The sequence below is a fragment of the Sphingobacterium sp. BIGb0165 genome (assembly GCF_024810095.1).
Classification (GTDB): domain Bacteria; phylum Bacteroidota; class Bacteroidia; order Sphingobacteriales; family Sphingobacteriaceae; genus Sphingobacterium; species Sphingobacterium detergens.
Map to the genome: position 1 here is coordinate 400,445 of NZ_JANUEB010000005.1, position 25,271 is coordinate 425,715.

A 25,271-nucleotide genomic window follows, 5' to 3' on the forward strand; every position below is an offset into this window, starting at 1 on the left:
ACAATGGAAAATAGAAAATATGTTAAGATCGGTGTCGGCGGTCCTGTGGGTTCCGGCAAAACAGCATTATTGGAAAGATTGAGCAGACGTCTGGTAAATGAGTTAGATCTGGCGGTTATCACAAATGATATCTACACCAAAGAAGATGCGGAATATATGGCGAAAAATAGCTTATTACCCCGCGAACGTATTATCGGTGTTGAAACAGGAGGTTGTCCACATACCGCGATACGTGAAGATGCGAGTATGAATCTGGAAGCTGTAGACGAACTGGCTAGCCGTTTTCCCGATCTGGAACTTATTTTGATCGAAAGTGGGGGGGACAATCTAACTTCAACCTATAGCCCAGATTTGGCAGATATCACCATTTTCGTAATTGATGTCGCTGAGGGTGAAAAAATGCCACGTAAAGGTGGTCCGGCGATTACACGTTCGGATCTGTTATTGATCAACAAGAAAGACTTGGCGCCTTATGTGGGAGCGAGTTTGGAGGTCATGGAACATGATGCCCGTATGATGCGCAAAGGTGCTCCATTTTTGTTCTCCAATTTGAAAACTGGCGATGGTCTGGAAGAGATTGTGGGCTGGATCAAGAAATATGCATTGCTTCAAGATATTGAAGAACCTAATTTACTTCGTTAATTATGATTTGTTCTTTAGCCGTCAAAATAGCACATCGTGAAGGGAAATCCTTTATGAAGGATGCTTATGTCACTCAACCTTTTCGCATTGTCCCTGTCGGTCAATATCAAAAAGACAATGCGGCTTATTTGATGATCATGAGTTCCTCACCGGGATTGTTGGATGGTGATGATCATCAGATCAAAATTGATATTGCGCCAGGAGCAAAGTTGCAGTTACAGACGCAGGCTTATCAGCGTCTGTTTCATATGAAGGGGCATTCTTCGCAGACAATGCAGGTGACTTTGGGCGAAGATTCTGTGTTTTCCTATGTTCCTCACCCCGTAGTACCTCAACATTCCTCTCATTTTTTGAGTCACAACATTATCCATCTTGCTTCCAATTGCCATCTACTACTGAGTGAAATCGTGACCTGTGGAAGGAAAATGTCGGGGGAGGAATTTCAATACAATCATTTTCAGAACCTGACGGAATGTTATGTGAATGGTCGACTGGTTGTAAAAGATAATGTGCTGTTACAACCCGACCGTATGCCCATTCAGGGATTGGGCATTCTGGAAGGATATACACATCAAGGGACGCTGATCTATCTGAATAGTGCCGGGTTAAGTCCAGATGAATGGATCGAAGCATTCTATGAGAAATATGGGGAAACCAAGGATGTTGCCTTTGGTATCAGTGCTTTGCAACACGATGGTTTTATGGTGCGTGTGCTGGGTTATGGTGCTGAGCAACTTTACCTTCTTTTTAAAGAGATGCAAAGTGCTTTATGGGAAAAATTATTCCTGAATTAAATAACGGGGACTGAATACAATTTTTAAATAACAAATTATTCTAATGAAAAATAACATCCTGGCTTTTGTTAAAGCTGTTTTTAAGGGATTTGGACAGATTATGTTACAGGGTAACATCTGGACTGGAGTCCTGTTTATTGGGGCTATTATTTATGATTCCGCACTCATGGGATTTGCTGGGATACTGGCGAATCTTGTCGGGGAGATAACAGCGAAATTGATGAAGTTTGATGAGGACCATATTAATGATGGGCTCTTTGGATTTAATGCCACACTATATGGGATTGCGTTGGTCTTTTATTTTCAGGCTAATATCTGGGTATGGGCTGCCTTGATCATCGGTTCTGCATTGACCACGATTTTAATGGGCTTTGCACTGAAGAAAAATATTCCTGTATTTACGTTTCCATTTATCATGATCACCTGGATTGCGCTATATGTATTGAGTATTCCAGAATTGGCTTTACGGACCGTTCCAGAGCACTTTGTGGATATTCAGGAAATGGACGATTTCCTTATTGAAGGACATGCCTTTGGTCAGGTTATCTTTCAGGGTAGCTTAGTTGCGGGACTGATCTTTTTCATAGGTGTTTTTATCAGTAAACCAATTGCGGCGTTATATGCTTCTGCAGCTGTAATTATTAGCGTTTATATATCGCATCATGGCCATGAATCAACCGATATGACCAATAACGGGATCTTTAGCTTCAACGCAGTTTTATGTGGGATTGCTTTGAGCGGTCAACGCGTCAGAGATGGTATTTATGTACTCATTGCAGTTATTATAGCAACCTATTTTGACCATTTCCTGATCCACAATGGTTGGACGACCCTAACGTTTCCTTTTGTGGTCGCGATGTGGGCAATGGAGCCTGTCAAACGACTGGACAATTGGTTGGTGGCTAAATTTTCTGCGACAGCGGAGACTTCCTAGTCTTTTTTTTACTAAAATTTTATCTGATGTTGAAATTTCGTTTAATAAATCTATTCCCAATAATAATCTTATTGGGAATTCAAATAAATACCGTATATGGGCAGGTAAGTCCGCCGGGGCTTGGTAAAGCCAAAACGGCCTCCTGGTCGGTGTTGGGCCTGCGACGCAAGTTGGACAGTGCCGGAACAAAGGAAGCACTGACCTATATCGGCCTGGGAACCAAAAGTACACCCGACGACTCCAATCCTTTTCATAAACAGGCCATCTGGGTGTTGAATCATGAGGTCTATCACAAATTTGCACCAAATCAGCAATATAGTTATGCGCTGAGCTACAGGCGTCAAAATGTATATGATGAAACAGCACCCTACCACAATGAAGGAGTTGAACAGGAATTCCGATTGTATGGACGTTATGCATATACCCTTAAGCTGGCTGAGCGCTGGAAATGGAAAAATACACTGCGGCAGGAGTTCCGGAAATTTTTTACTGCAGACTTTCACAAAGCAGAAGAGAATTTTCAGTTTAGAACGCGACTGAAGTCGCAGGTGAATTTTAAAATATCCGATAAAAATAAGCAGGAACTGGCACTGAGTGCCGAAGGTCTTTTTGCGATCAGTAAACTGAATGAACCGGATGCTTGGTCGAGCTTTGGTTACAAGGAAACACGTTTGGGCTTTTACTATATGACAGATATCCCAAAGACGCCTTTACGACTGGATGTAGGCTACATGAATGATCTGATCAAAGGCTATGATCAAGTGGATTTTGGCGTGCATTATCTGGCGGTCGATCTCATTTGGAACCTGCCTTACCATAAACATTAGTCTGCCATAAACTTATGTTTTCGATAATCACTGGGTGAATACCCGGTGATTTTTTTAAATAGTCTGGTAAAATAGGAGGGCGATTGGAACTTCAATTCGAAAGCTATCCCCGCAATATCTCTCGTAGCGTCCTGCAAGAGGATCTGGCTATGCAAGATGCTGATTTCAGTAATCCATTGCTTGGGTGGCTTATTGGTTGCCTCCTTCACACATTTGTTCAGGTAGTTTTCGGAGATATGCAATAGATTGGCGTAAAACAATACATTTTTATGGTCAATATGGAACTTTTGGACATATTCACGAAAGCGAAATGCAATATCCAACTGTCTGCTCATCGGTGCCTTGGTTTCTATATCCGATTTTATGACCTTCAATAAGATGCACTGCATCATCGAGATGCATACCTCCATCACGCGACCTTCGGTAAATAGCTCTTCCTCCAAAAGAATCAGCATTTGCTGAATCCAATGGGCAACATGCGGCTTTAATGTAGTGAAGGGATGGGAATTGAAAAATTTGATGTCATTGATCCCAAGTTCGATATCAGTGACAATTTCGTTTTCATAAACCACAAAAAAACCTTCGACATCGTCTGATATCGCCAATGTTGCGGTGATATTCCCTTGCTTGATATTGATGACTTGGTGTTCAGTCAGCGTATAGGAAGCTGATTCCAGATGTTGAGTAAGGGAACCTTTCGTTACGAAAATTAGAAAATTGAATGTAGTACGATAGGGAATGACCGGCATTAAGATGCTCCGGAGATAATTTTCAATTCGATAAACCTGGATTTTACTTTCATTAAATAGATTATGTTCAGAAACATCAGGTAAGAATAACTTTTTATACTCGTAATTGTTGATGATCTTAATCGAATTTTTCATCTTTAAATAATTATAAATTACCTGTCTATGCTCAAGTAGATCAATGAGCTTCCTGCACTTGCTATTTGTTTTGCAAACCTAAACAAGCTAATTCCCATGGGATTGAATCGTAAAGGAATTAGTAACGGTAGATCACACAAATATAATCAATTCTTTGCTAAAGAACACTTAAAACAGCACCTTCCATGTAACGTTTTAAACGGATTTGTCGTATACGATTGCAATTGAAAAAATTAGACGACAACGCTGCCCAATTGTAGATTGGGCGACGATAGTCGATCGCTATAAGTTATACTTTTTTGCTTTGACCAAATTTTTCCTGGTTAAAATCTGCAGATTTTCCTTTTGGAATGGATAGCGAAGTCCATTGCTCATCCTGGCACATTTTTCCGATGTAAACGATCTGGCCGACGTGATAGGGGTAGTGTGCAAGTTGGCGGTGGATGGCTGCCAATACGGTATGTCCTTCTCCCCGGATAAAGATTGTTTTGGTCAGGTCTTGCTCATTTAAAGATTCAAGTGCTTGAAATAAACAATCCCAACCTTCGTTCCACTGTGCGATCAGTTGCGCTCTGCTCATTTCGGTATTTTCGAATTCCATATCGCGGTCTCTACGCTCTTTTTCACCGTCCGAATATAGAAAGTCTGTCCAACGCGAAAGCATGTTCCCATGGAGGTGTTTCACAATGAGGGCAATACTGTTGCTAGACGGGTTGAATTGCCAGAACAATTGCTCATCACTCAATTGAGCGAAGGTCTTGTCTCCCAAAGATTTGAATTCCCGAAATTGCTTGAGACTACTTGCTAAAAAATTATCCATTGGATTGTGTGTTATGTGTGCTTGTGTTTCTTAGCACAAGATACGAAAATATCAGATGATATCCGGTGAATTGGCTCCTGATAACAGGCTGTTGGAGGGATAGCCTAGTCCATTTTCTGGCCGATGAGGGGAGGGAGAAAAAAGGTGGCATTGGGGAGGGTGCCACCTTTAGCTAACTAAACATTAAACATAAATAAACAGTCTTTTTTAAAGACCTAAACTAAAATTACATAACGACTCGGCCACTTGTCGATTTGTCAACTTGGACATTTCGTGGCTGATTTTTTAAGGAGATCTTTGCCGAGGTAGAAACTTTACCGTGTAGATTATCCTTAACACTTAAGGTAACACCGGCTGATGTGCTGGCATTGACCTCCGCATTGGTTGTTGTAAAGGAAGCCATGTCCACTGAAGTAGAGGAGTTGGCATTTAAATCCAGATTCGTCGCACTTCCTGCAATTTCCTGTCTTGACGAACTTGTTGAATTTACCGTTAGATTCTTTGCACTTACATCAGCCGTTAACCTACTCGAGGAACTTGTCGAAAGTGAAATATCATCGGCAATTAATTTTTTAAGTGTAATTCTGGCTGATGAAGAAACGTTGACAGAAATTTTGCTTGCTTTGATGGTTTCGTTGGTGAAAATCGAGCCACTGGATGAGGCCGAAAAACTTGTCGGAATTTTACTCGAATATACTGTTACACGGTTGTTTCTTGCATTTCTGATCTGTGAATTCCGTTTATATTGTACATGTAATATGCCATTTTTAACATTTGTCTCTATCAGCGATAGGTGCTCTGCATTGTCAGCTTCAACAACAACTTCATTGCGATTGGATTGAACATAGTCTACACGTAGCGATGTCGCCGTTGAGATACCATCCAGAGCGGAAATCTTGCGGGTTTCACGTTCTTGGGCTTGAGCCACGTATAAAAATGAAATAAAGGCGATGGTTAAAATTCTTTTCATGGTTTTGTCTATTAGTAGTTTTTAATTCTATGCTATAATAATTTTTATTTTAATTTCGAAAAACAGCCTCATTTCCTTTCTTACATATATAATAGTGGTGCCAAAATTTAAAAACCATGTAAATAGCTGATAAACATCTTTTTTTACTTTTAGACGTTTTCTCCTATTGCCCATTTTTGAACAACTGGTGTTCGCTATCGAACAATTTAACTGTTGTTTTTGTGGTTACCACATTCTTTTTTCGTAAGCTGCCTGCCAGAAATGATATTCCAATCGGGAAGCTGTTATAAATACTTGTCGCATTTTCTCCCGATTTGTTGCAGTAGTTTGTTCAGAAATTTGATCGACGTAATTTTTGGCTTTGTTCACGCCCTCGGCGAAGTCCTCACCACTATAGGTCTCGATCCATTTGGAGTAGGGGTTTTGGTCGCCACTGGCGATCGAAACGATGTGGTCGCCAACTTCTTTATAAATCCAAAAGCAGGGTAAAGTCGCAGCCATAGCGACTTCAATAGGTTCAAAGGCGGTTACACTTTTTAAAAAATGCACGTAATGGTGGCAAACGGGTTCTATCTTGTTGTCGTCTTTCGGGTCCAGACCAAATTCTTTAAAATAGTCTTCATGAAGCGCTTTTTCGACGATAAGTGCATTGCGTCCAAATTCAAAATAATCCAGGGCTTGTTGATTGTCTGCACTCTTTGCGCCGATAAAAGCTAAAACACGTCCAAATTCCTCCAGGTAGAAAGCATCCTGGCGCATATAGAATTGAAATTTTTCCAGCAGTAGACTGCCATTGCTCAGTTCGGAAATAAAAGGCATTGCTAAGATATCAGCATAAATTGGTCTTATAGCATCCCAGGCTTTATCGCTCCATTTCATGAAAAATAAGTTTAGAAGGGTTGTGGAAATGATTAAGTGGCCCATTTCCTTTGCCAATAACGAGGTCTTTGCTTGCCTTAATTGCGTCGTGGACATAATCTAAAGCAGTAGCGACAGCCTCAGCAAGAGGGAATTGCTGCGCCAACAGGCTCGCTATTGCTGAAGAAAGAGAGCAGCCGGATCCATGTGTATTTTTACTGTCAATTTTTTGTGATTTAAATACCAAAGGTGATGCATGTTGCTGAAAGAGGAGGGAGGTGAGCTCGCTTGTCTGGAGGTGTCCGCCTTTAATAAGGACTGACTGACATCCTTTTTCAAGAAGTTCAATACCCGCTTTTTCCATTTCTTGGACCTCAGCTATAGTTCGTCCAACAAGTACACTGACTTCATCCAGGTTGGGAGTGATAATCGTCGCTTGTGGAAAAAGCAAGTCCATACATGCCTGTATTGTGTCATCATGGATCAATTTGTGACCACTTGTTGACACCATCACGGGGTCAAATACAATTGTTCCGCGGTAATCTTTCAAATAGCTGCTGATCAGTTCGACAAGCTCAATGTTATGAACCATCCCGATTTTGATCGCATCGGGATAAATATCATCGAAGATCGCATCCAGTTGCTCACGCACTGCTTGGGTCGGTATCTCGTAAATATTCCGCACCCCCTGTGTGTTTTGCACTGGTAATGCCGTTAAGACGTTCATGGCATAACATCCAAGGGCTGATATAGTTTTCGTATCGGCTTGGATACCGGCTCCGCCACTGCCATCAAAACCGGCAATACTCAGGACGGTGGGCACTGTATATTTTTTCGTTATGTTCATGTTAATAATTCTTTTAATTGAGCGCTACGCTCTCTTGGATTTTTACTTTGGCAAATTGCCGATACGACCGCAATGGAATCTGCGCCAGACAGCCAGGCACTTGCGCTGGTATCCAGGTTCATGCCTCCGATGGCGATCAAGGGCTTTTCGGTTAAATTCCGTAGCTCACCCAGTCCACTGATTCCCCAGGTTGTAATGGTGTCTGTTTTTGTTTTTGTTGGAAAAATTGGGCTGACTCCAAGATGGTCTACAGCGGCCATCTGTTTGCTGTCAAGTTGTGTCCTATCTTCAAGCGACCAGCCAATTTGAAGACGCTTTCCATATTTTTCCCTTATTTCTATAGGTTGACGATCGTTCTGTCCGACATGTACCCCCCATGCCTCGATTTCAATCGCAATATCCACAGCATCATTGATGATTAAAGGGATTCCGTAACGGTCGGTAATCTGCTTTAGCTTCTTGGCTTTTTCCAGAAACCCTGTCGGCGTTTCGTTCTTTTCGCGTAACTGAATAATATCTACACCACCGATTATGGCTTCTTCGGCAACATGGAGCCAAGATTGTGGGTAGCAGTCCTGTTCGGAGATAACCAGATACAAGGGGTAAGGAAACAGGGGATTAATTGCCATCATGCTTCAAGTTGAGATGCATGCGGATACGCTCTTCATTCAGCAGATAGAGTTCATCATAGAGATTCATCTGTAAGGAACCCGGACCAGCGGATCGCGCTGTAGCCAGCTCACCTGCTAAGCTCAAAAGGGAGACACCGGCGGTCGCTGCTTCAAAAGGATGGTCTGTGACTGCTAAAAATGCACCGATGAGTGCAGTTGCGCTACAGCCAAGTCCGGTAACCTGGGTCATCAAGGGGTGTCCATTGTGCACCTCAGCGGTATGCTGTTCGGACAGGATATAGTCTACCTTTCCGGAGATGCAGATGATAGATCCCAATTGTTCTTGTAATGCTTTACCAAAGCCGATAGCTGCTTTGCTATCTGCGGTGCTGTCTACACCTTTGGTATTGACCTCGTTGAAATTGTAGAGGCTCATGATCTCTGATGCATTTCCCCGTATCACAGTTGGCTTTAACTCCAGGAGGTTTGCCAATAAGTCATTGCGAAAAGCGGATATTCCCGCACCCACAGGATCCAATACCCAAGGGCGGCCAATGTTATTGGCATGTTCCGCTGCAACAAGCATGGACTCGGCGGTAAGTTCACTCAATGTGCCGATGTTAAGTACCAACGACTGGGCAAGATCAACAACCTCGCGCACTTCGGATGGACTGTGAACCATGACTGGGGAAGCTCCAAGAGCAAGGAGCGCATTGGCGGTGCTATTCATCACCACCAAATTCGTAATATTATGTACAAGTGGTTTTTGTCGTCTGACCTGTGCTAACAGATCGATAATTAAATCTTCCATTCCTTTTTGTTCGCTATGTTTGTTGGTGGCTTTGTCAGGAAGAAATGAGACAGATGGGCTGTCCGGTATATTGTAATATACGTAAGCGGTTGCTTTTCCCTACGCCGGTATAAACCGAATCAGGTTCGAAGGGACTATCTCAATTCTATACAGAATACCCCCAAAGCCATATCAAATTTAGACAAAAAAAAGGACTTTTTATAACCAGTGTTTTATTCGGTCCGGGAACAGTAAAAATGACTGCGGGGGCTTAGACTGAAGTAGGGCTTTAGTGACGTAAATTACTGTTTGAGAAATTTGTTTAAATCTTCAGTCTTAGTACCAATATAGTTTATGCTTTCTTCATCAATTTCAAATTTTTTAGTTGTCAAAATTCCATTTTTGTTCAAGTACCCTAATTTGATGTCGACCGAGAAGGGGTAATTAATCTCCTTATACACGTTTGCTTTCTTTTGAAATTTATTGTTATGATAAAACAAAATATCGACACTTCTTTCCGTCGGGGGGAAATCGTATGTAGTATCTAAAAAAGTTTTGTATGATTTTATGTAAACCAATTTGTTGTGACCTATTTTTGAGGAATCAAATTCAATAATTGAATCAATTTTTACGTTTTTTTTCGTTTCCAGGTATTCTTTTCCAGCATTATTTCCAAGCTTCTTTTTTCCGTTAATTTTGTCAAAGAAATCCAACTTGTCAAATTTTTGTTGAATGACAGAATCATTTTTTGACATAGCATGACCTTCATCGAAAACTCCGTTATACCATTTTTCTGGAAAATCGTAGGCTACTAAAAGTGAATCCCCGACTTCGTTGAATTGTTTATCTTCAATACTTGTTTTAATATGCGCATCATCACGGTGTGCATGTTTTGTTGCTTGATTTCCCGAACAGGATACTAAAACTACGATAGAAAATAGTGCAATGTTATTTTTCATCCCTATAAATTATTTGTTCATCAATTATTTTAGATGAAGTTATTATTCATAAATATTTATTTTCAGGTTATTCAGGAGTTCGGTTTACTCGGATCATGCTACCTTCGGCGATTTCATACTTGATCATTTTACTAATGACTACTCGTGTACTATTGGTAAGTTTACCGATATTCATTTTCAGCTGGCAATTCCGTATAGTCAGGTGGGGTATAAGTAACGCGGGCAAAATTTTTCGTCAGGAGTTCCGTATCAACAACCTTTCCACCCTGAAATTTTAGGAATTTTTCCCGCCAAATTTCATTTTTTCGATAGAATTGATCTCCTATTTTAAGGAATTGATGCTCTTTTTCAATGACGTGATAGGCAAAATCAAGCTCCTGATCGATCCTTAGTTCACCTTCAAGACATTTTTCGGTAAACCAGAGATTGATCTGAAACGTGTAGGGTGTATTGTTGGTAAACTGATAGTCCCGATAGTTGTAAAATACCGTTGCACCGCTTCCGAAAGGTAATACACGCCCATCATCGGGAAACGGATCAAAAGAATGGTGATAACGCTCCATGACTGTCAGTGGGCTATGGATAACAAGCCAATGGATCAGATTGGAGATCTGGCAGATCCCACCACCGGTACCTGCCCGTGCTTCGCCGAAAGACAATTCCATCCCCGGAAGATAGCCTTTCTTTTGTGTGGGCTGGCCGACCAGTTTACAGAATGAAAAGGTTTCACCGGGTTGGATCAGTATACCATTGATCTGCTTTGCTGCAATCTTTAGATTGGTCACTTTATTGATCTGCAGCTGCATATTATTTTCTCCCAGCTTCTTTAATAAAACGGACTGGTGTTTTTTGATGCGGTACTGCAGTGCTGTTGTAGATTTGGTTTTTGTGTACTTTTTATTATCCAGTAACCAAATGGCTTTTCTTTGTGTCCTTCTTGCCCAGACAGCAAGAAAATACAGCAAAGGGTGACGTTGACTTATTAATTTCCGTTTTTTCACTAATGACAAATGATGGTTTATTGCTTCCTTCTATTTCAGTTTGCGCGTTTTAATTATGGAGAATTGGAGGAACTTTTCTTTGTTTGTATTGTTTTAGAGGTGATTTTATTCTGCTTATCAAATACAGTGCTCTCATATTGATAATCGCCCTGTTCTTTTGAGACTATTTTCAATTCCAATGTACCATCACGATAAAACAGGTAGGTGCTTTCGTTGCCTTGCACAGCTATTTTGGATTCGGCAGTGAGCTTCCCCGTCGTGTCAAATACCTGCCACGAAGAGAAATTGTCTGCTTTTGGGTTATCGTAATAATACAGTGTACGTTTTTCGATAGCGTCATTTAGCCCTGAAGCTTCCTCAATAAGCTGCCCATTTTCATTGTAACGGTGGTCGACCCAATGCATCCGTTGGTAAACGAAATGAATGGACTCCTCCCGGACCACTTGATATTGATCATTTAAATGATGGATGGAGGCGGTTCGCCGCTCAGGATCGGTAATGAGAATAGCATGCGGTAAGTATTGATAAATTGTACTAGAGGACCATTTGCTGTTTTGAAGCTGTTGTATCGAATCGATTAATCCCCATTTGTTGTAAAAATATTTGGTGTAATAGTTGACCCCATTAGACAAATTGTTTGCCGAGAGTTCTTTGCCTTGCTGATAAACGGTTGTTATAATTCCGCTGGGTTTTTCGAGGTTCTCCCCTGTAAAAGTCTGCGAAATATAAGTTCCGTCATATTTGCCTTTTTTCTGAGTGGAGTAGATCGGAAGATTGGATCGGGAAATGATGGCCTTAGCATATTGCTTGGATGGTTTAAACGGAATAGCTGCGATGGAATCGAAGAATAGTTTTGCACCGTATTTAAGCGCTTTTTGAGCTGTACTTGTCTGCTTATTGTTTGTTAATATTTGCTTTGCGGCCTGGAGATAGCTTTGACTTTCATAGATCACTTTTGGTCGGCTCTGACCATCAAACAGGATCATGGCATTTCGTTGTTTGAGGGTCGGTACATCCACTGTCCACTTACGCTTGTTGACAACAAAAGTAAATTTTTGGGCATCTGTTTTTGAGACCAACAGTTTGGTGGTACTATAGGGAACCTGTCTAATAATTTCATTTGCCTTTTGATCATGGAGACGCATCGAGAAATCTGTTGATTTATCGGATTCATTGGTAACGAACAGGATCGCCTGGGTAGGCGCTCCGATTTCCATTGATTTTATCGTTTGGGATCGTGCTACAGTCGTACAGAACAGGAGTACCAATAACTGGAAAATGATCGGATGGAGCGCTATTGATCTGGAATGACAGTTCATTTGAATAGGGGAAGCTTTGTCTTTATATACTTTAGTTTAGTACTTCTTTTAGGAATAATAAAGTATGCTCCCAGGCACGTTTGGCCATGACAGGGTTATATTCTGGTGATTCCGGATTGGTAAAGGTATGGCCAGAATTGGCATAGGTGATGATCTGCCAGTCCGCTTTTCCTTCATTAAGTTCCTTAACCAATCCATCATAATCTTCTTTTGATACACTTTTGTCAGCGGCAGGATGCTCAACCAATACTTTCACATTGATCGCTGTATTAGGTCTATCTACTGATTTGGAGAGCCCACCATGAATACTGACCACAGCTGCGACAGGAAAACCAGCGCGTGCTGTTTCCAGTGCTCCGGTTCCGCCAAAGCAGTAACCGATTACTGCAATTTTTTCGGGATCAGCTCCAGATTCCTTCAATTGTTTTAGCGCAGCCGCAATGCGCTGCTGATAGGCCTTGTAGTCTGCTTTATAATGGCCGGCGATTTTCGAAGCCGCTGTGTTGTCTGTAGGGATATTTCCTTCACCATAGATATCGGCAATGAAAGCAATATAGCCTTCTTTTTCAAGTTGTAAAGCGGCTTGTTTCGCCTCGTTGTCTATGCCTTTCCAGGCGGGTAAAATAAGAACCGCAGGCCCTTTTTTATTAGCATTGGACGTGATAAGCCCATTTAGTTGCTGTGTTCCATCTTTATAGGATACCTGTTTTAACTCCTGTGCTTTCATGCTCATGGTAACGATAGTTAATAGGAAAAATGTCAAAGCTGTTTTCATCTGTTCTTAGTTTTTTTAGCCGTCAGATGGCCTGTGTGATTAAAGATAATACCGCTGTTTCCGGTGAAAGTACTTCGTGTGTTTTATAAACAAATTTAGGCTCAGGATGGTTTTATTGACTCTATAATTCCGATCACATCCAATTGTCCCAAGCCGTTTTCATGTGCCTTTTGATAGGTGTCGAGCAAGGTGCCAAGTAGGGGATAGGTGGCTCCCGCCTGTTGTGCCAACCGGATATCTTTTAACATCAGATCCAGCGCAAATGCTGCGGTATAATTTCCTTCAACGAGCAAAGGAGTTTTTACTTTTGTTGCTCCGCTACCGCTGGCACTATCGTTGATAATCTCTAGCATTTCACTGCGTTCAATCCCTAATTGATCGGAGAATAAGATGGTTTCGGCCAAACCTTGATAGATGATTGATAGAAAATAATTGATGGCTAGTTTGGCGGCAATACCTTTGCCATTTTCACCAAGGTGTTTAATGGATTTTCCCATCTTTTCAAGGTAAGGTCTAGCACGTTCAAGGTCGGTCTGTTCTCCGCCGACCATAATGATCAATGTACCTTCGGCAGCAGGTTTGGTACTTCCAGCGACCGGAGCGTCCAGAAATGCAGCGCCTTTTGCTTTTAGCTTATTGGCAAGATTGATACTCACATGCTGAGCGATGGTACTCATATCCACAAATAATTTTCCGCTGATAGGTTGTTCAAGAATTTTACTGTAAACTTCTTCGACGGCGGCATCGTTTGTCAGCATGGTGAAAACCACATCACTGGACTCGATCAGATTCGTGACTTCGCTATAAACAGTTGATTGTGCTGCAAAGTCTGTCGTTTTGGCGATGTTTCTGTTGTAAACGGCAAGCGGAAAACCTGCTTTTTCAAGGTTTTTTGCCATGGGATTCCCCATATTTCCTAATCCTATAAATCCTATGTTTTCTGTCTTCATATTAAATCGTGTCATGTGAATTGAACATTCTGCTCACAATAAAGGTACAAATGTTTTTGGATCTATGGGGTACAAAGCTAGGACGACAGCAGAGGGTATTGAAATCTGCCTTGGTAGGCTTTATATCCGCTGGAGACGAATTTATTTTTGTTGCTAAATCAATACCCTGATCTCATTCCTGAGCAATACGATTTTGTCTTCATTCTCCAGTTTTTTTAAGATTCGAGAGACGACAACACGGGAAGTGTTCAGATCGGATGCAATATCCTGATGAGTAAGGGTAAGAATTCGGTCGTTGGTAAGATTTACTTTAGCTTTTAGGTAATTGAGGATACGTTCTTCCATATTGGAGAAAGCAAGATTATCTACGGCCTGAAGCATTTCATTCATCCGGCTGGAATAGCTTGATATAATGAAATTCCGCCAGGAAGGGTATTTTCCCATCCAGTCATTGACCTGTTCATTGGGGATCATGGCTACAGTTGTATCCTTTTCAGCCCGAGCACGAATTTCACTTTTTTTATTACCCAGACAACAGGCGATAGACATGGTACAGGTCTGTCCCTGTTCAAGATAATATAGTAGGAGTTCGCCTCTGGCTTCATCCTCACGGACGACTTTGATCGCTCCCGATAGCAATAGGGGCATTGCTCTGATGTATTGGTCGGTATCGATGATGAGATCGCCTTCACGGAAAGCTTTGATGTGAGCGTTCTTTATAATTTCTTCAATCAATGCAGGTTCAAGAACACCTGCGTAAGCTTGTTCAATGGACAACATAGTTTTTTATTAATACTTAAATATAGCCATTTTGATCTTAAGGGCTGCTGTGTTTGACTAGAAAACGCAAAGACCTTATGCTCTGCTGTAGTAATAAAGAGTGTCTCAGGTAGATACTGGGATAAAAAAACGAAAATAAAAGAATGTGTTGACTTATTCAAAGAAGACAAAATTTTATTCTGACTATTTTTGATATATTTCCATTAAAACGATGTTTTTGTTGTATTCCTATTAATGGGCTTAATTTTGATTTGCTGTTTTGATCTTAAAATCAAGCTTAACCTATGGAGGATTAAAATTCGAAGTGAATATAAACGGACTGTTTACAGTTGTGCTAGTGTTAAAATTAGTTAAAAAGACAATCAATTCCTAATTTTGCGGCACAAAAAACAAAACAATCACATCTAAGATGAAAAAGTCTTTACTTTTTTTTGCACTTGTTTTTGCTAGCTATGGCGCAGTTCATGCACAAACGGCAAATACTAGTTCGGTTTCAGGAGTTGTAAAAGTGGCTACTGGACAAACAGTTAAAGGAGCAACCATTAAAATCACCCACATCCCAAGTGGACAAGTTGTAAGCGGCTCAGCTGATGCTCAAGGAAAATTTCAAATTTCAAATCTTCAAGAGGGCGGTCCCTACAAAGTGGAAGTAACCTACATTGGTGAAAAACCAGTTGTCATGGAAAACATCATATTGAAATCGGGCGAATCGTTGAATATTAATCCGACTTTTTCGGAGGATTCTTCAACGGATTTAGATGAGGTTGTTGTTGTTGGTCATGGTGTTATTGATATTGCTGTAGGTAGAAAAACACCTATTGCAGTATCTACAATCCATAAAAGAGATTTAGAGGAAAAAGTAGGGGCACAGGATATTACTTCAGCGCTTGCCAATACACCATCTGTTTATATTACTGGTCAAGCCAAAGGTTTTGGTGAATCTTCCATGACTACACGTGGTTTTGACCAATCCAATACCGCATTTTTATTGAACGGTCAGCCGATCAATGGTATGGATAATGGTAGCGTATATTGGTCAAACTGGTCTGGTCTTACGGACATTGCATCGTTGGTACAGATTCAACGTGGTCTGGGAGCTTCTAAATTAGCCATTTCATCTGTAGGGGGAACTGTAAACTATGTAACGCAATCCACTTCAATGAAAGAAGGTGGTTTTGTGCGGACAACAGTCGGTAACGACATGTTTATGAAAGCTACTGTTGGTTACAATACAGGTTTGATGAAAAACGGATTTGCTGTTTCGGCAATGTTTACGCAATGGTCTGGTAACGGATATATGGATCATACTGAAGGTGCAGGACAGAGCTATTTCCTATCTGTAGGTTATAAAGCAAGTGAAAAGCACAACCTTAACTTGATGATTACAGGAGCCCCGCAATGGCATAACCAAGGATTTACATCTAAATTATCAAATTACTTACAATATGGTAAGCGATACAATGACAACTATAAAGATGTCAATGGGGTGATGATGAATCCACAGAAGAACTTTTATCACAAACCAGTTGCTAACTTAAACTGGGACTGGACCATCGATGATAAATCTTCATTATCTACTGTTGTATATGCTTCTTTGGCTGCCGGTGGTGGACAAGGCTTAAGAGGTGACAAATACAACAAAGAAAAATACCTAGCAGCCGATGTGAACAATCACCAATGGTTTGGTGTTGTTTCAAACTACAACCGTAAACTTTCAGAGTCTTTGAATTTTAACATTGGTTTTGATGTCAGAGATTATAAAGGTACGCATTACCGTAAGTTAACGGATCCACTTGCCAATACAAATGGTGTGTTGTTGGGCGGTAATATTAATATTACTGATCCGGTATATGTAACCAATACATATTCCACTAACCCTTGGAAAGCTTTCTCAAGCAAGCCTGATTCTCGTGAAGAAAGACTGGCTTGGGACTATAACCAATATATCCGCTACGGAGGTTTATTTGGTCAATTGGAATATGCTAAAAATGGTTTTACAGCATTTTTCCAAGGATCAGTTTCTGAACAACAAAATAAGCGTTACGATTATTTTCAATATACACCAGGAAATGAAAAATCCAAAACAGTTAACAACTTTGGATACAATACCAAAGGTGGTGTAAGTTATACTTTGGGGAAACACAGTCTTTTTGCTAACGCAGGGTATTATTCCCGTCAGCCTTATCAAAACAATATTTTCATGAATTATGCAAATGATATCAATGAAAATGCTGACAATGAAAAAATTCTGGGTTTAGAAGCTGGATATAAATTTGCTTCTCAATTCTTGGATGTGAATGTGAATGTTTACCGTACAACTTGGGAAAACCGGGTTACAGGTAGCTCGAGACTGGCAACAGATAAGGACGTAGCTAAATATAACCCACAGAATGATCCGAGCGTTTTGCTTGCGGGACAATATATCTATACGTCAAATTATGGTGTTAAACAGGATCATAAAGGGGCGGAATTAGACATTGCTGCTCGTCCGTTTCATGGGCTTACTTTAACTGGTTTTGCATCAATCGGTGATTGGAAATATGATGGAAAAGTAACAGCTATTGAACGTAATGATAACCGTGTTGAACTAGGTAGAGAAGAGGTGGATTTGACTGGGGAGCACGTTGGAAATGCTGCGCAGACAACTTATGGTTTCGGTGCTAAGTACGTTGTATTCAAAGGGTTCTCAGTTGATGGTAACTACAGACAGTACGATCGCCTATATTCTTCAAGACATAGAACAGTTGAAGAAGATGGTAAAAAAGTTGGTCGTGTAATTGAGCTTCCTTCTTTTAATCTACTGGATGCCGGATTATCCTATGAGGTTAAAGTAAGTGACAAAAATACAATGAGTTTTCGTGTTAATATGAATAACGTATTAAACAAATTCTATATTTCCGAGGCGACCTCCAGCACAGTGACTACAAATGCTGACAATATCTGGAATGGTATTGATACATCCAATTTTGTATTGATCGGTCAGGGCAGAACCTGGAACGCGTCAGTGAAATTTACGTTCTAGTAAAATCCTATTCGTATTAAAAAGACTCACATTATTGTGGGTCTTTTTTTGTTTTTTAATAAAAACTTAATACTTTTAGGTGATCTAACTGCCAACCTGATGTTGCATAAATTAATTTGTCTGGAAAATTTACAGATAGGTACCGTTTATTTTTCCGCTTTTGTGGTAAACCTGGATGGTGGAAATACCGGTTTTGCTTTATTTATTAACCAAGAAAATGACCCGATTTTTATTTTTCGAAAAGAGAAGAAAAATGAAGTGTCTTTTCATGTCAATGAAGACCAATTTTTTTGGATTGTAAGAAATAGTCAGTTTACAGCCGGTGAACGCCAAAGCTTTTTCGCGGAGTTTGTTGAATTCTTACGTTTAATGGAAGACAAGGTTTCTAATTATGTCTTTAAACGTGAAAAGCTTGTCAGATTTACGAATTCAAGGGATATCGTTCGGTACAAATACCTCTATTTGACCGGTGAGTTGAACTAAATGGTTTCTATTTAAATAGGAAAGGGAGGCGGTTAAATTTCTTTTGTATCGAAATTTAGCTTAGTTTTGGGTATGAAGCAAATGATATCAAATCTATCTGTTACTCTTCGGAGCAATGCTGTTACAGTGGCGGATTTTAAACTTCCCACACCTGTATTGCTTGCTAAATTTTCTTTTTTGCCAATTTCGTCTTTTTTTCCAACGGATATCATTACCTTTTTCCCGGATGAGTTTGATCACATCCAACAAGAAGACATCAAACTCCTGTTAAAGGGCTTTTCGATGGGAATTATTGCTGATAACGATCCTGTGCAAGTCCTAGAAGAGGTCATCGCGTTGTCAAACAGTGCGCTGGCATACAGTTACCTTGGACTCTATTATTTTAAAATAAAAGCCTATGAAGAAGCAATTGCCGTCTATAGCAGGGCAATTGAATATTTTAAAGAGGAACCCTATTTTTATGCAAGCCGATGCCTAGTCTATCGCTCGATCGGTGAAGATGAGGGCGCATTTTATGATTACCAGATTGCCAAAAGATTGGATTTTAATTATCACAGTGTATTGGAATGGCAGGAAAATCAAGCCGAAGTAAGCTATTTTGAAGCCGAAAATCTGGTTATTCAGGAACTGGAATCTACACCCAAAGAACTCAGTACGGATGAGCTGAATTCATTAGGACTTGAATATGTACATTGTTATGATTATCTGAAGGCGATCGAATTATATACTTCGGCCATCAATAAAAATACAGCAGGAGATAGTAATCTCTTTGTTTTCAGAGGAAGTCTCTATCTTAAATTGACCTGCTTTGAGTTGGCTTTGAATGATTTTAATCGGGCGATCGAGCTGGATGAAAATCAAACTGCTGCCTATGTATTCCGTGCTAAGGTGTTTGAATCTTACCGCTATTCCGAAAAAGCACTTGACGATTATGCGAAAGCGGAAGAAAATGACAGCAACTCATCTATAGTGTATGAAGAACGAGCTTCTTTATTTGAACGTCTGGGCTGTCTACCCGAGGCATTGTCTGATTTCGACCGTTTGGTCGAACTGAATCCTGATGACTTTTATGTGTACTCTTTGCGGGCCGATCTCAAGGAAAAACTGGAGGACATGCATGGCGCATTGGTAGATTATTCCACAGCTATTGACTTGAATCCTTATTATTCGGACTTATATTCTTATCGTGCTGCTATCAAAGAAAAGCTCGGTGATGCAGTGGGTGCTAAGCTCGATTTAGATAAGTTTAATGAATTGGAAGACGAATAAATAGAAGAAAGCCATAAAAAAGAAAAAGCTTCCCCAGTAGAATTGAATAGAGACTGTGGGGAGGATGAATACAATTAAATAGAAACGGGGCTATCCAAAATTTTGGATAGCCCCGTTTCTATTTTAGTTCCCTCTGGAACTGCAATTGTTCTATGTTAAACCAGTTCACACGCTACTTAATGATACGTTTAATTTTATTGGAACGTTTGATGAGTTTATGCAACTTGTCATAATCTTCGCTGGCGATTGAATCATGCAAGGATTGCAATTGTTTTATATGTTCTTCCAAGACTTCCAGTACATTTTCGCGATTCTGTTTGAAGATAGGCGTCCACATATCGGGTGAACTTTTAGCCAGACGGACTGTAGATTCAAAACCTGATCCCGCCAACTCAAATATACGTCCCTGAGATTTCTCCTTTTCCAATACTGTCAATGCTAGTGCGAATGAAGTAAGGTGGGAGATATGCGAAACATAGGCTGTATGCACATCGTGTTCGTCCGCATTCATAAAGCAGGTACGCATCTCCAGTTGATCTGTGATCGCATCAGTAACTTCGAATGCATCTTCATCCGTTCTAAAGGCTTCAACGTAGACCATCATCTTCCCCTTGAATAAACCTGCTACGGCAGCTTCGGGACCAGAATATTCTGTACCGGCCATCGGGTGAGCTGCAATATAACGACCTCTATTGGGGTGATCTTTGATTTTGTTTAGTATGTTTGTCTTAGTAGATCCCATGTCGATAACGACCTGGTCTGTCACCTGATCAAGGATCTGAGGAACAACCTGCAAAATCGCATCAACGGGAATAGTCAATATAAGTACCTTACAGGTTTTTATTGCTTCTTCCAAAGTCATTACTTCGTCGATAAAGCCTATCTGCTTGGCTTTGTCAAGATTTTTTTCGCTTTTATCTACACCAATGATCTTACTGCAGAATTTTGTTTCTTTTAAGCGGATGGCAACTGAGCCGCCAATTAAGCCTACGCCTACGATGGCAATATTCATATGTGAATAATTATTTATTCGTGTTTGTCTTTCAAAGCCCATAGGAGATATCCGGATTATATTTATTTGTCTGTTGTGATCGCGGATACTTCATTTGATTGAAATGTTAATTTTGAAAAATGTGTCTAGAAATTATCCTTAATACGTTGGATGGATTCTTCAAGAACTTCTACTGTCGCACAGAGACTGATTCGGATATACTGATTCCCTCCATCTCCAAAAATCCCTCCCGGTGTGATAAACACACGTGCTTTGTCCAAGACAGCATCACTAAGCGCATAACCATCCTTATAGGAATTCGGGATTTGAGCCCATACAAATAAACCAACCTGATCTTTTTGGTATGAACAGCCCAGTAAGTTCATGATTTCATAGACTTTATGACGTCTATCTGCATAAATTTTATTAAGATCCTGATACCATGAAGCTTCCAGTTGTAAGGCTTTTGCCGCCGCCAATTGAACAGGCAAAAACATTCCGGAGTCCATATTGCTTTTAAAACGTAACACCTGGTTAATACGCTCTTCGTTACCAACCAATGCTCCGACTCTCCAACCAGCCATATTGGATGATTTGCTCAATGAATTTAGTTCTATCGCGACCTCTTTTGCGCCTTCCACGCTCATGATACTACGCGGTTTGTCCGTCAAGATAAAACTATAGGGATTGTCATGACAGATAAGAATATTGAATTCCTTTGCAAATTCAATCAGTTCTTTGTAAAAATCATCCGAAGCCGAGGCTCCCGTAGGCATGTGCGGATAATTGATCCACATCAACTTAACTTTCGATAGGTCTTGTTTCCGAAGTTCATCAAAGTCAATCAGCCAATTTTTTTCCTGTGTAAGCTTATAGGTGATCGATTCAGCTCCACTCAATTTTACTGCCGCAGCATAAGCCGGGTAGCCGGGATTGGGGATTAAAGCCTTGTCTCCTTCCTGTAGGTAAGTCATGCAAATATGGACAATACCTTCTTTCGATCCAATCAGTGGTAAGATTTCCGTATTGGGATTAAAAGTGGCCTGATAATAGCGTTGATACCAATCGGCAACAGCCTGTCTTAAAGCTGGAGCTCCTTTGTAATTTTGATAGCCATGTACATTTGGAAGTTGGGCATTCGTATTCAATGTCGCTATTACCTCCGGGTGAGGGGGTAAGTCAGGACTTCCAATTCCTAGATTGATTACACGTGCACCCTGTTTGTTAAGCTCATCTATTTCCCTTAGTTTTTTCGAGAAGTAGTATTCTTCAGTTTGCTGCAATCTTTTGGCAACGTCTATTTGCATTTTATTTTTAATAATTTTGGTATTTGAATGAAGCTAAATTAGGGAATTATCTATTAAAAGTAGCTATTTTTGTCTTTTTTTCAAATGAATAGCACGTTCATCGTTTAACACTGACCCTTAGGAATTTTATTGAATAGAACTGTATGAGTGCTTTTCTTGATTAATTTGTTATTTTTGTTCAATTTCCTCGCTTAACAGAATTTTAATGGAAGAGGAGAGGTCGACAAATTATTTTTTTGTATCAAATTAATTTGTCTTAGTTCAAAATAAATGAAAACATATTTTAGGCTCTTATCATTTGCTAAACCCATTGAGAAATTTGCGATTCCGTATGTAATCTGCACCTTGATTACGGTTGTTTTTAGCACTTTAAATTTAGCATTACTCGCTCCATTACTCCACACACTTTTTAATTCCGGTAAATCTGTTACTGAAGTTGTAAAACCTGAAGCGTATACGGATATTCTGGCTTGGTTTAATTACTATGCGAATGTAGCAAATAACCAGCTTGGTGCTTATGGGGCATTAAAGTACGTTTGTATTGTTATCGTAATTTCAGTATTTATCAGTAATCTTTTCCGTTATTTCTGCCAGCGGATTATGGAAAATTTTCGTATTCACACCTTGTTGAAACTACGCAGGGCAGTCTTTGACAATGTGATGGATCTGCATGTCGGTTATTTTACAGGACAGCGGAAAGGAGATATCGTTTCCAAGGTTGCTTCCGATGTCCAGGTTGTACAGTATTCCGTTACGGGTACTTTACAGGTCGTGTTCAAAGAACCTTTGCAGCTGATCGCCTATATTGTGATGTTGTTTAATATCTCGGCCAAGCTGACCTTCTTTTCTTTGCTGGTTATTCCGATTTCAGCATTTTTTATAGCACGAATTGTAAAAAATTTAAAAAGCCAGGCGCGTTCAGCTCAGGAATCCTATGGAAATATGATATCCTATCTGGATGAAGCATTATCCGGTATCAAAATCATCAAAGCCTTTAATGCAGTCTCTTTTATCAAAAATAGATTTCATAATGAGAACGAACGATATGCCAATATTGGTCGGGCAATGGCGAAGAGACAACAATTGGGTTCTCCTGTTTCGGAGCTGCTTGGGGTGATGATGGTCGCTATTATTTTGTTGTATGGCGGGCATTTGGTGCTATCTGGAGATAAAAGCTTGACAGCACCTGCGTTTATTGCTTATATAGCCATTTTCTCGCAAGTGATGCGCCCCGCAAAAGCATTAACAGATGCTTTTAGTGGAATTCATAATGGTCTTGCAGCAGGAGAACGGGTGTTGGAATTAGTTGATGAACGCAGTGAGGTGACCGACAAACCGAATGCGAAAAAGGTCGAAAGCTTCGAGCAACGTATTGTTTTTAAAGATGTAAATTTCGCTTATACAAAAGATAAGAAGATTCTTCAGGGGATAGACCTTGAGATTGAAAAAGGAAAAGTAGTTGCACTAGTAGGTCCTTCAGGTGGCGGGAAATCAACATTGGTGGATCTCATCCCACGATTTATGGATGTTACTGGCGGACAGATCCTTTTTGACGGTATAGATCTAAGGGATCTGGATCAGGATTCTTTACGTAGTATGATCGGGGTGGTCAATCAGGAATCCATTTTATTTAATGATACTATTTTCAATAATATCGCATTTGCCAATCTAGCCGCTAGTCAGGAAGAAATCGAAGCAGCTGCTAAAATAGCCAATGCACATGAGTTTATTCTAAAGACAGATCAGGGGTACCAAACCAATATTGGCGATCGTGGCGGTAAATTGTCAGGTGGGCAGCGTCAGCGGATCTGTATTGCACGGGCGGTATTGAAAAACCCACCGATTATGCTGCTCGATGAGGCCACTTCGGCCCTGGATACCGAATCCGAAAAACTAGTACAAGATTCCCTCTATAAATTGATGGATAATCGGACGACAGTCGTGATTGCGCATCGTTTGAGTACCATTCAAAATGCCGATAAGATTGTGGTCATCGAAGCTGGGAAAATTGTTGAAACTGGTAGCCATAGTGAATTGCTACAGCATAATGGCTTATATAAGAAGTTAATTGAGATGCAGCAATTTACCGACTAAGCATGTCGTTTTAGGAAAGTTTTATTTGTCTTTCGAGGACTAAACATGACGCAATCCTGAATGAGTGTTATCACATTTTATTATAACTTTTGTCGCCTTTTAGGTACATTTGTTTAAGATAGGAGATACATTAATGAACGCAATAGATAAATTAAATTTCTTGATCAATGATAAACATTTAGACGTTGAATTAAGAAATATAGCCGAGAAAGTTTTGCGAGAGGAGCGTATCACTTTTGATGAAGGAGTTCTTTTATACGAAAAAGGTGAATTAGGCTATCTTGGTGTTCTCGCCAATTATATCCGTGAGAAACGTCATGGAGATCATACCTTCTTTAACCGTAATTTTCACATTGAGCCTACGAATGTCTGTGTATATGACTGCAAATTCTGTTCCTATTCCAGACTGATCAAAGAACGCGCCGAGGGTTGGGAAATGGAAGTCGATGGCATGATGGATATCGTGAAGAAATATGACAATGAAGCCGTTACCGAAGTGCATATTACAGGTGGGGTTGTGCCAAAGCAAAATCTCGAATTTTATGCAGATTTCTTTAAAAGATGTAAAGCACATCGACCCGAATTACATATTAAGGGACTCACGCCAGTAGAATATTATTATATTTTCAAGAAAGCAAAGTTGAGCCACTATGACGGACTGAAATATTTGCAGTCTTGTGGACTCGACTCAATGCCCGGTGGTGGCGCTGAAATCTTTCATCCGGAAATCCGGGAGCAGATTGCGCATGATAAGTGTACAGCTGAGCAATGGTTAGATATTCACGAGCAAGCTCACCGTCTGGGTATGCATACAAATGCGACGATGTTATACGGTCATATTGAACAATTTTGGCATCGGGTAGACCATATGGAACGTTTGCGACAGCTTCAGGATAAAACGGGCGGTTTCCAGACTTTTATTCCATTGAAATTTCGGAATAAAGAGAACCAGATGTCACATATCCCTGAAGTTTCTGTTATCGAAGATTTAAGAAATTATGCGATCGCACGGATCTACATGGATAATTTTGATCATATTAAAGCCTATTGGGCTATGATATCAAGAGATACAGCGCAATTGTCCCTGGCTTTTGGTGTGGACGATATTGATGGTACTTTGGACGATACGACCAAAATATACAGTATGGCTGGTGCGGAAGAGCAAAAACCCGGAATGACAACACAAGAGGTTGTGGAATTGATTAAAAAGGTAGGTCGTTATCCCATTGAACGTGATACATTGTATAATGTGGTGACTGACTATAATGATGTTGTCTTTGAAGAGGATACCAAAAAGAAAAATTATTACGCGCTACCTGTTGTGAACCCATAAACTAGATCATA

Annotated in this window: 24 protein-coding genes and 1 riboswitch; of the genes, 9 read left to right on the top strand and 15 right to left on the bottom strand. The window is 40.3% G+C overall.

The annotated features are described in order from the left end of the window. Positions 1–3 precede the first annotated feature (3 nt). The 4 genes from ureG to M2408_RS13640 are packed head-to-tail and all read left to right on the top strand — an operon-like array spanning position 4 to position 3,197. Entirely contained in the window at positions 4–642 is a 639-nt protein-coding gene (gene ureG / locus M2408_RS13625) for an urease accessory protein UreG (RefSeq protein ID WP_259182668.1), read from the top strand. Between the two features lie 2 nt (positions 643–644). After that, entirely contained in the window at positions 645–1,436 is a 792-nt protein-coding gene (locus M2408_RS13630; protein WP_165306253.1) for an urease accessory protein UreD, read from the top strand. 43 nt (positions 1,437–1,479) lie between these two features. Further along, a complete protein-coding gene (locus M2408_RS13635) occupies positions 1,480–2,370 on the top strand; it encodes an urea transporter (RefSeq protein ID WP_259182673.1) in 891 nt (296 codons plus the stop codon). Between the two features lie 26 nt (positions 2,371–2,396). Beyond that, the gene (locus M2408_RS13640) at positions 2,397–3,197 is read left to right on the top strand and encodes a DUF2490 domain-containing protein (RefSeq protein ID WP_259182675.1); all 801 of its coding nucleotides are present in this window, start codon (positions 2,397–2,399) and stop codon (positions 3,195–3,197) included. Here M2408_RS13640 and M2408_RS13645 read toward each other — a convergent pair. The 13 genes from M2408_RS13645 to M2408_RS13705 form a co-directional block, all read right to left on the bottom strand. Next, positions 3,194–4,081: an AraC family transcriptional regulator gene (locus tag M2408_RS13645; protein WP_120258486.1), complete on the bottom strand. Its 888-nt coding sequence runs from the start codon at positions 4,079–4,081 to the stop codon at positions 3,194–3,196. The two genes, M2408_RS13640 and M2408_RS13645, sit on opposite strands and share 4 nt — an antisense overlap. Before the next feature lie 289 nt (positions 4,082–4,370). After that, positions 4,371–4,901: a DUF1572 domain-containing protein gene (locus M2408_RS13650; protein ID WP_259182679.1), complete on the bottom strand. Its 531-nt coding sequence runs from the start codon at positions 4,899–4,901 to the stop codon at positions 4,371–4,373. A gap of 226 nt (positions 4,902–5,127) precedes the next feature. After that, positions 5,128–5,871, bottom strand: coding sequence for a DUF2807 domain-containing protein (locus tag M2408_RS13655; RefSeq protein ID WP_259182681.1), 744 nt, complete (start codon positions 5,869–5,871; stop codon positions 5,128–5,130). A 225-nt stretch (positions 5,872–6,096) separates the two neighbouring features. Further along, positions 6,097–6,750 carry a thiaminase II gene (gene tenA / locus M2408_RS13660; protein WP_259182683.1) on the bottom strand — a complete coding sequence of 218 codons (654 nt, stop codon included), beginning with the start codon at positions 6,748–6,750 and terminating at the stop codon, positions 6,097–6,099. After that, positions 6,734–7,576, bottom strand: a complete 843-nt coding sequence (gene thiD / locus M2408_RS13665) for a bifunctional hydroxymethylpyrimidine kinase/phosphomethylpyrimidine kinase (protein ID WP_259182686.1) — start codon at positions 7,574–7,576, stop codon at positions 6,734–6,736. The genes tenA and thiD overlap by 17 nt, the downstream gene beginning before the upstream one ends. Next, positions 7,573–8,208, bottom strand: a complete 636-nt coding sequence (thiE, locus tag M2408_RS13670) for a thiamine phosphate synthase (protein WP_259182688.1) — start codon at positions 8,206–8,208, stop codon at positions 7,573–7,575. Before thiE ends, thiD begins: the two co-directional genes overlap by 4 nt. Continuing rightward, positions 8,195–8,998, bottom strand: a complete 804-nt coding sequence (gene thiM / locus M2408_RS13675; protein ID WP_259182690.1) for a hydroxyethylthiazole kinase — start codon at positions 8,996–8,998, stop codon at positions 8,195–8,197. The genes thiE and thiM overlap by 14 nt, the downstream gene beginning before the upstream one ends. A gap of 79 nt (positions 8,999–9,077) precedes the next feature. Next, a riboswitch (TPP riboswitch) is annotated at positions 9,078–9,170 on the bottom strand. A gap of 109 nt (positions 9,171–9,279) precedes the next feature. After that, the gene (locus M2408_RS13680) at positions 9,280–9,936 is read right to left on the bottom strand and encodes a hypothetical protein (protein ID WP_259182692.1); all 657 of its coding nucleotides are present in this window, start codon (positions 9,934–9,936) and stop codon (positions 9,280–9,282) included. Between the two features lie 161 nt (positions 9,937–10,097). After that, positions 10,098–10,937, bottom strand: a complete 840-nt coding sequence (locus tag M2408_RS13685; RefSeq protein WP_259182693.1) for a VanW family protein — start codon at positions 10,935–10,937, stop codon at positions 10,098–10,100. A gap of 53 nt (positions 10,938–10,990) precedes the next feature. Beyond that, on the bottom strand, positions 10,991–12,154 hold the full coding sequence (locus M2408_RS13690; RefSeq protein WP_259182696.1) for a hypothetical protein: 1,164 nt from the start codon (positions 12,152–12,154) through the stop codon (positions 10,991–10,993). A gap of 133 nt (positions 12,155–12,287) precedes the next feature. Then, the gene (locus tag M2408_RS13695; RefSeq protein ID WP_259182698.1) at positions 12,288–13,031 is read right to left on the bottom strand and encodes a dienelactone hydrolase family protein; all 744 of its coding nucleotides are present in this window, start codon (positions 13,029–13,031) and stop codon (positions 12,288–12,290) included. Positions 13,032–13,132: 101 nt separating this feature from the next. Further along, complete coding sequence (locus M2408_RS13700) at positions 13,133–13,981, bottom strand: NAD(P)-dependent oxidoreductase (protein WP_259182699.1); 849 nt, start codon at positions 13,979–13,981, stop codon at positions 13,133–13,135. Positions 13,982–14,134: 153 nt separating this feature from the next. After that, entirely contained in the window at positions 14,135–14,761 is a 627-nt protein-coding gene (locus tag M2408_RS13705; RefSeq protein ID WP_259182701.1) for a Crp/Fnr family transcriptional regulator, read from the bottom strand. Between the two features lie 409 nt (positions 14,762–15,170). Between M2408_RS13705 and M2408_RS13710 the strand changes: the two genes are divergently transcribed. From M2408_RS13710 to M2408_RS13720, 3 genes are all read left to right on the top strand, one after another. Next, positions 15,171–17,783: a TonB-dependent receptor gene (locus tag M2408_RS13710; protein ID WP_259182703.1), complete on the top strand. Its 2,613-nt coding sequence runs from the start codon at positions 15,171–15,173 to the stop codon at positions 17,781–17,783. A 99-nt stretch (positions 17,784–17,882) separates the two neighbouring features. Then, positions 17,883–18,266: a hypothetical protein gene (locus M2408_RS13715; RefSeq protein ID WP_120258474.1), complete on the top strand. Its 384-nt coding sequence runs from the start codon at positions 17,883–17,885 to the stop codon at positions 18,264–18,266. Between the two features lie 72 nt (positions 18,267–18,338). Further along, positions 18,339–19,535, top strand: coding sequence for a tetratricopeptide repeat protein (locus tag M2408_RS13720; RefSeq protein WP_259182708.1), 1,197 nt, complete (start codon positions 18,339–18,341; stop codon positions 19,533–19,535). A 172-nt stretch (positions 19,536–19,707) separates the two neighbouring features. Here the strand turns inward: M2408_RS13720 and M2408_RS13725 are convergent, their stop codons facing one another. Beyond that, positions 19,708–20,589 carry a prephenate dehydrogenase gene (locus M2408_RS13725; protein WP_259182710.1) on the bottom strand — a complete coding sequence of 294 codons (882 nt, stop codon included), beginning with the start codon at positions 20,587–20,589 and terminating at the stop codon, positions 19,708–19,710. Positions 20,590–20,672: 83 nt separating this feature from the next. Beyond that, positions 20,673–21,833: a pyridoxal phosphate-dependent aminotransferase gene (locus tag M2408_RS13730; RefSeq protein ID WP_259182712.1), complete on the bottom strand. Its 1,161-nt coding sequence runs from the start codon at positions 21,831–21,833 to the stop codon at positions 20,673–20,675. Positions 21,834–22,103: 270 nt separating this feature from the next. On the opposite strand from M2408_RS13730, the gene M2408_RS13735 reads away from it, so the two are divergent. Both M2408_RS13735 and mqnE read left to right on the top strand, forming a co-directional pair. Continuing rightward, on the top strand, positions 22,104–23,927 hold the full coding sequence (locus tag M2408_RS13735) for an ABC transporter ATP-binding protein (RefSeq protein ID WP_259182714.1): 1,824 nt from the start codon (positions 22,104–22,106) through the stop codon (positions 23,925–23,927). A 133-nt stretch (positions 23,928–24,060) separates the two neighbouring features. Next, a complete protein-coding gene (gene mqnE, locus M2408_RS13740; RefSeq protein ID WP_259182716.1) occupies positions 24,061–25,260 on the top strand; it encodes an aminofutalosine synthase MqnE in 1,200 nt (399 codons plus the stop codon). Positions 25,261–25,271 lie beyond the last annotated feature (11 nt).

Bases quoted from the DNA above. Each gene is read 5' to 3' on its own strand.
- M2408_RS13635 (WP_259182673.1), top strand. From the start codon at position 1,480: ATGAAAAATAACATCCTGGCTTTTGTTAAAGCTGTTTTTAAGGGATTT.
- M2408_RS13710 (WP_259182703.1), top strand. From the start codon at position 15,171: ATGAAAAAGTCTTTACTTTTTTTTGCACTTGTTTTTGCTAGCTATGGC.
- M2408_RS13650 (WP_259182679.1), bottom strand. From the start codon at position 4,901: ATGGATAATTTTTTAGCAAGTAGTCTCAAGCAATTTCGGGAATTCAAA.
- M2408_RS13645 (WP_120258486.1), bottom strand. From the start codon at position 4,081: ATGAAAAATTCGATTAAGATCATCAACAATTACGAGTATAAAAAGTTA.
- M2408_RS13695 (WP_259182698.1), bottom strand. From the start codon at position 13,031: ATGAAAACAGCTTTGACATTTTTCCTATTAACTATCGTTACCATGAGC.
- M2408_RS13655 (WP_259182681.1), bottom strand. From the start codon at position 5,871: ATGAAAAGAATTTTAACCATCGCCTTTATTTCATTTTTATACGTGGCT.
- M2408_RS13640 (WP_259182675.1), top strand. From the start codon at position 2,397: ATGTTGAAATTTCGTTTAATAAATCTATTCCCAATAATAATCTTATTG.
- M2408_RS13630 (WP_165306253.1), top strand. From the start codon at position 645: ATGATTTGTTCTTTAGCCGTCAAAATAGCACATCGTGAAGGGAAATCC.
- thiE (WP_259182688.1), bottom strand. From the start codon at position 8,208: ATGATGGCAATTAATCCCCTGTTTCCTTACCCCTTGTATCTGGTTATC.
- M2408_RS13730 (WP_259182712.1), bottom strand. From the start codon at position 21,833: ATGCAAATAGACGTTGCCAAAAGATTGCAGCAAACTGAAGAATACTAC.
- M2408_RS13725 (WP_259182710.1), bottom strand. From the start codon at position 20,589: ATGGGCTTTGAAAGACAAACACGAATAAATAATTATTCACATATGAAT.
- M2408_RS13700 (WP_259182699.1), bottom strand. From the start codon at position 13,981: ATGAAGACAGAAAACATAGGATTTATAGGATTAGGAAATATGGGGAAT.
- M2408_RS13735 (WP_259182714.1), top strand. From the start codon at position 22,104: ATGAAAACATATTTTAGGCTCTTATCATTTGCTAAACCCATTGAGAAA.
- M2408_RS13705 (WP_259182701.1), bottom strand. From the start codon at position 14,761: ATGTTGTCCATTGAACAAGCTTACGCAGGTGTTCTTGAACCTGCATTG.
- M2408_RS13690 (WP_259182696.1), bottom strand. From the start codon at position 12,154: ATGGAAATCGGAGCGCCTACCCAGGCGATCCTGTTCGTTACCAATGAA.
- M2408_RS13715 (WP_120258474.1), top strand. From the start codon at position 17,883: ATGTTGCATAAATTAATTTGTCTGGAAAATTTACAGATAGGTACCGTT.
- M2408_RS13680 (WP_259182692.1), bottom strand. From the start codon at position 9,936: ATGAAAAATAACATTGCACTATTTTCTATCGTAGTTTTAGTATCCTGT.
- thiM (WP_259182690.1), bottom strand. From the start codon at position 8,998: ATGGAAGATTTAATTATCGATCTGTTAGCACAGGTCAGACGACAAAAA.
- tenA (WP_259182683.1), bottom strand. From the start codon at position 6,750: ATGAAATGGAGCGATAAAGCCTGGGATGCTATAAGACCAATTTATGCT.
- ureG (WP_259182668.1), top strand. From the start codon at position 4: ATGGAAAATAGAAAATATGTTAAGATCGGTGTCGGCGGTCCTGTGGGT.
- thiD (WP_259182686.1), bottom strand. From the start codon at position 7,576: ATGAACATAACGAAAAAATATACAGTGCCCACCGTCCTGAGTATTGCC.
- mqnE (WP_259182716.1), top strand. From the start codon at position 24,061: ATGAACGCAATAGATAAATTAAATTTCTTGATCAATGATAAACATTTA.
- M2408_RS13720 (WP_259182708.1), top strand. From the start codon at position 18,339: ATGAAGCAAATGATATCAAATCTATCTGTTACTCTTCGGAGCAATGCT.